Raw genomic sequence first — 3,861 nt, forward strand, 5'->3', positions numbered from 1 at the left:
GTCCAGCACCCAGGTGATGCCGAACCGGTCGGTGAGCATGCCGTACAGCGGCGCCCACGGCGCGGCCTCCAGGGGCCGTGTCACGGTCGAGCCCTGCGACAGCTTCTGCCACAGGGCGCTGATCTCCTCGGCGTCCTCGCCGCGCACGGAGACGAAGAAGGGGTTCTGGCCCTGGTTCCACGGCAGCTGCGTGGGCACGTCGTAGGCCATGACGTGGAATCCGTTGTCTCCGGCCACCTCGCCCCACATCACCCAGTCGGCCTCGTTCTCGTCCTGCACGTTGCCCGCCTGCCCGTAGGTGACGGCGGTGGTACGTCCGCCGAAGACGGACTGGTAGAAGTCCAGCGCCTCGCGTGCGGCGCCCCGGAAATTGAGGTGGGTGGTGGTCGTGACGGACATGGCCCGCTCCTTGCATTGGTTGGGACAGATGGTGCGCCGCTGTGTGGCTGGAGCCCGCGGCGCGGTGGCCGTGGCCGGGGTGATTGCTTCCCAGGCGGCTCGACGGCCACGTTGCCAGGGGTACCGGACAGGGTCTGTCCTGTACTGCGGGCAGAATGCGGGACATGCAGAAGACATCCTCGCGACTGCTCTCGCTGCTCTCGCTGCTCCAGACCCGCCGTGACTGGCCCGGCGAGGACCTCGCCGAGCGCCTCGACGTCTCCCCGCGTACCGTGCGCCGCGACATGGAGAGGCTGCGCGAACTCGGCTACCCGATCCTGACCTTCAAGGGGCCGGCCGGCGGCTACCGTCTCGACGCCGGCACCCGCATGCCGCCCTTGCTGTTCGACGACGGCCAGGCTCTCGCGCTGGCGGTGGCGCTGCAGACCGCGGCCGCCGGCACCGTGCTGGCCGAGGACGCCGCCCGCGCCCTGGCCACCGTTCGCCAGGCCATGCCACCCCACCTCGCCCGCCGCATCGACCTGCTGCACATCACCGCCCTGCGCCCTCCGCACCGCTCCCCGGCCCACCTCGACGGACAGGTCCTCGCGGACCTGGGCCGCGCCATCGGTGCCTGCGAGGAACTGCGCTTCGACTACGCCGGCGACCTGGACACCGCAGCTGCACAGCGCCGACACGTCCAGCCGCACCACCTGGTGACCTGGCACGACCGCTGGTACCTGCTCGCCTGGGACCTCGACCGCGGGGACTGGCGCACCTTCCGCGCCGACCGCATCCGCTCCCGCACCCCCACGGGCCCCCGCTTCGTCGCACGCGACCTCCCGGGAGGCGGCATCGGCGACTTCGTCACCAACCGCTTCCGCGGCAGCCACGGCGCCACCACCGAGTGGCCGTGTCGTGGCGAGGTGGTCCTCCACCTGCCGGCCGCCGAGGTCGCCCCCTTCGCCCATGACGGAACCGTCGAACCCCTCGAAGGCGACCGCTGCCGCCTCACCATCGGCTCATGGTCATGGACCGCACTCGCCGCCGCAATCGGCCGTTTCGACACCGACATCGACGTCATCGGCCCGCCCGAACTCGCGGCCGCGTTCGCCGAGCTCGCCGCCCGCTGCGCCCACGCCGCCCGCATCCCCCGGCCGGACACCGGCCCTGCGCGGTGAACACCAGGAGCAGCCGCTCCACCCCGCTCCACCCGGTCCCGCCCCAGCAGAGTCGGCCGGGCACGGCACTCAATGGAGCCAATCAGGGAAGTGCAGTTCCACCGGTTCGCCGACGCCGGCAGACAACGCCAGCAGCAGCCGGGCCGAAGCAGCATCGTCTTGCGAAGTCGTTCGATCCGCCGCGTCCGTACAGCTGCCTCTTGTATCTTCTCGATGCGGTTCACGGCACCCTCAATGCTGCCGGAACTCCAGTCGGGGGTGGGACCCGCTGTCAGCGTCGAAGTCCCGGAGCAGGTGGGGTGCGAAGCCGGTGAAGCCAGGTAACTGGCCGGCTTCGACTGCGTCGGTCCAGGCAGGGAGGCCTGCGCCGAGGCGGCTGTCACCTGATGTCCTGAGCAGGGCGATGGAATCACCTAGTGGCCGGCGCGGGCCACGAGCAGTGGTTGGAAGAAGCCCGTCTCCTGCGGCATCCGCCACCCGATGCCGGTAAACCCGGCTTCGGCTGCGAGGCCGGCCAGCCGGTCCCGGCCGAGTGCCCAGTAGGTGGTCCGGCGGACCTGGACGCGCCATTCTCCGCCCGCCGGCAGGAGTTGGAAGTGCTCCAGATCGTAGTGCTCGCCGTCGTCGTGCCAGTGCCAGAGCTGGAAGGTGACGGTTCGCTCTCCGTCGTCGGCGCCGTCGGTGATCCGGTGGACTTGTGGAGGTGTCGAAGCCGGGCGATCGCTCAGCAGGTCGTCGTAGGGCCGGGTGCTGATCAGCAGCCGGCCGTCGGGCTGCAGGACGCGGCGCATCTCGGCCAGGGCGGCGTGCACATCCTGCTCCGTCAGGAGGTGAGGCAGCGAGTTGTCGGCGCAGGCTCAGGCTCCGAAGGGCGGCTTCCCGGGCGGCCCGGGCGGCGGCGCGGGGGCTGACGTCGGTCCCGGTGACGCGGTGCCCGCGCAACGCTCAGGTTGCAGTGCCTGAGCAGGTAAAGACGGCTGAGTCCGCCTCGCGGAGCCCTGGCCCTCGGCACGAAACTGTTCGACGGCGGCGTCGGTGTACTTCTCCACAACACGATGGTGCTGAGCGCCCCGATCTCCGATCCCGGCCCCGGCCCCAGGCCTGAACGTCGGATCAGGCACTCGTGACGGCGTGTTCCAGGAAGGCGAGCGCGTCGGCGGGTTCGTCGGCGATGAACACCAACTCGGCCAGAGGGATCGGGAGGAAGCCCTCGTCCTCCATGCGCCGCAGTTGCTCACGAAGGCCGTCGTAGAATCCGGCCGTGTTCAGCAGGACGACCGGCTTGCCGGTCCTGCCGTGCTTCTTCAGCTCCAGGATCTCGGTGGCCTCGTCAAGCGTTCCCATGCCGCCCACCATGATCACGAACGCGTCGGCCCGTTCCATGAGCGTCGCCTTGCGCTCGGCGAGGCTGCGGGTGACGACCATCTCGTCGGGGGCCGACACCGGTCGTGCCTTGGCCGCCAGGAAATCGACCGAAACCCCCGAGAGCCTTCCGCCCGCGCCACTGACACCGTCCGCGACGACCTTCATCAGACCGGTGTCGGAACCACCCCAGACCAGGGTGTGGCCGGCTTCGCCGAGGAGCTCGGCGAACCGGCGGGCCGGCCCGGTATAGCGCACGTCGAGATCGGAGGCCGAGAGAAAGACACAAACATTCACGAGACCACGGTAGCGGTACCGGCACACGCCCGGACACCCGCGCAGCACGGCCGGACGCGGCGGCGCCGGCGGAGTGGTGGAGCGGGAGCGGTCCGCACGACCGGGCTGCCGCCCCGCCCTCGGCTGCCTCTTCGACCTCGTCGACCACGATCGCGACGGACGCCTGACCCGCGGCCAGTTCACCCGGCTGCGCGCGGCCACCGACAACACCCCGAAGGCACCGATGCCGCCTTCGGTGCCCTTGCCGGCTGCGACCGGGCCGGGGGCATACGGGGTGCGGGACCGACTCGTGGACGAGGGGGGCGGCAGGGCGGCTTCGGAGCCACCAGCCGGTACCTGGTATCGGCGGGATCGGCTGCATTCCTGGCCGCTTCAGGGTCGAGGTGCCTGACCGCCGGCGGCGACGTCTGCGTGCATCCCTACCGTCCCGAGCTCCGCCGGGGACGTTTGAGGGCGCGCTCATCTCGCATGGTCGGCCTCGTTTGTGGTGGCGTGCTTGTCCTGGTGCGTGGAGGGGCGGGGGGGGCGGGGCCCCCGCGGGGGGGGGGGGCCGGGGGGGGGGGGGGCGCCGGGGGGGGGGGGGGGGCGCCGGGGGGGGGGGGGGGTTAAGTAGGGGGGGGGGGGTGGTGTTTTATGGCGAGGA

At 71.3% G+C, this 3,861-nt stretch carries 3 protein-coding genes and 1 pseudogene; 1 reads left to right on the forward strand and 3 read right to left on the reverse strand.

Annotated features, from left to right (window positions below; translation table 11 throughout):
* A partial coding sequence (locus ACFXA3_RS37975; RefSeq protein ID WP_385195106.1) for a VOC family protein occupies positions 1–399 on the reverse strand: 399 nt, incomplete at its 3' end.
* Positions 400–563: 164 nt separating this feature from the next.
* Between ACFXA3_RS37975 and ACFXA3_RS37980 the strand changes: the two genes are divergently transcribed.
* Complete coding sequence (locus ACFXA3_RS37980) at positions 564–1,559, forward strand: helix-turn-helix transcriptional regulator (protein ID WP_385195109.1); 996 nt, start codon at positions 564–566, stop codon at positions 1,557–1,559.
* Between the two features lie 413 nt (positions 1,560–1,972).
* Here the strand turns inward: ACFXA3_RS37980 and ACFXA3_RS37985 are convergent.
* Both ACFXA3_RS37985 and ACFXA3_RS37990 read right to left on the reverse strand, forming a co-directional pair.
* Positions 1,973–2,504: pseudogene (locus ACFXA3_RS37985) on the reverse strand (class I SAM-dependent methyltransferase); the annotation flags it as partial.
* Between the two features lie 168 nt (positions 2,505–2,672).
* Positions 2,673–3,218: a TIGR00730 family Rossman fold protein gene (locus ACFXA3_RS37990; protein WP_385195112.1), complete on the reverse strand. Its 546-nt coding sequence runs from the start codon at positions 3,216–3,218 to the stop codon at positions 2,673–2,675.
* Positions 3,219–3,861: the final 643 nt, after the last annotated feature.

This window comes from Streptomyces sp. NPDC059456 (assembly GCF_042750055.1).
In the GTDB taxonomy this organism is placed as follows: domain Bacteria; phylum Actinomycetota; class Actinomycetes; order Streptomycetales; family Streptomycetaceae; genus Streptomyces.

Excerpts from the sequence above, each read along its gene's own strand:
- ACFXA3_RS37980 (WP_385195109.1), top strand. The coding sequence starts at position 564 with ATGCAGAAGACATCCTCGCGACTGCTCTCGCTGCTCTCGCTGCTCCAG.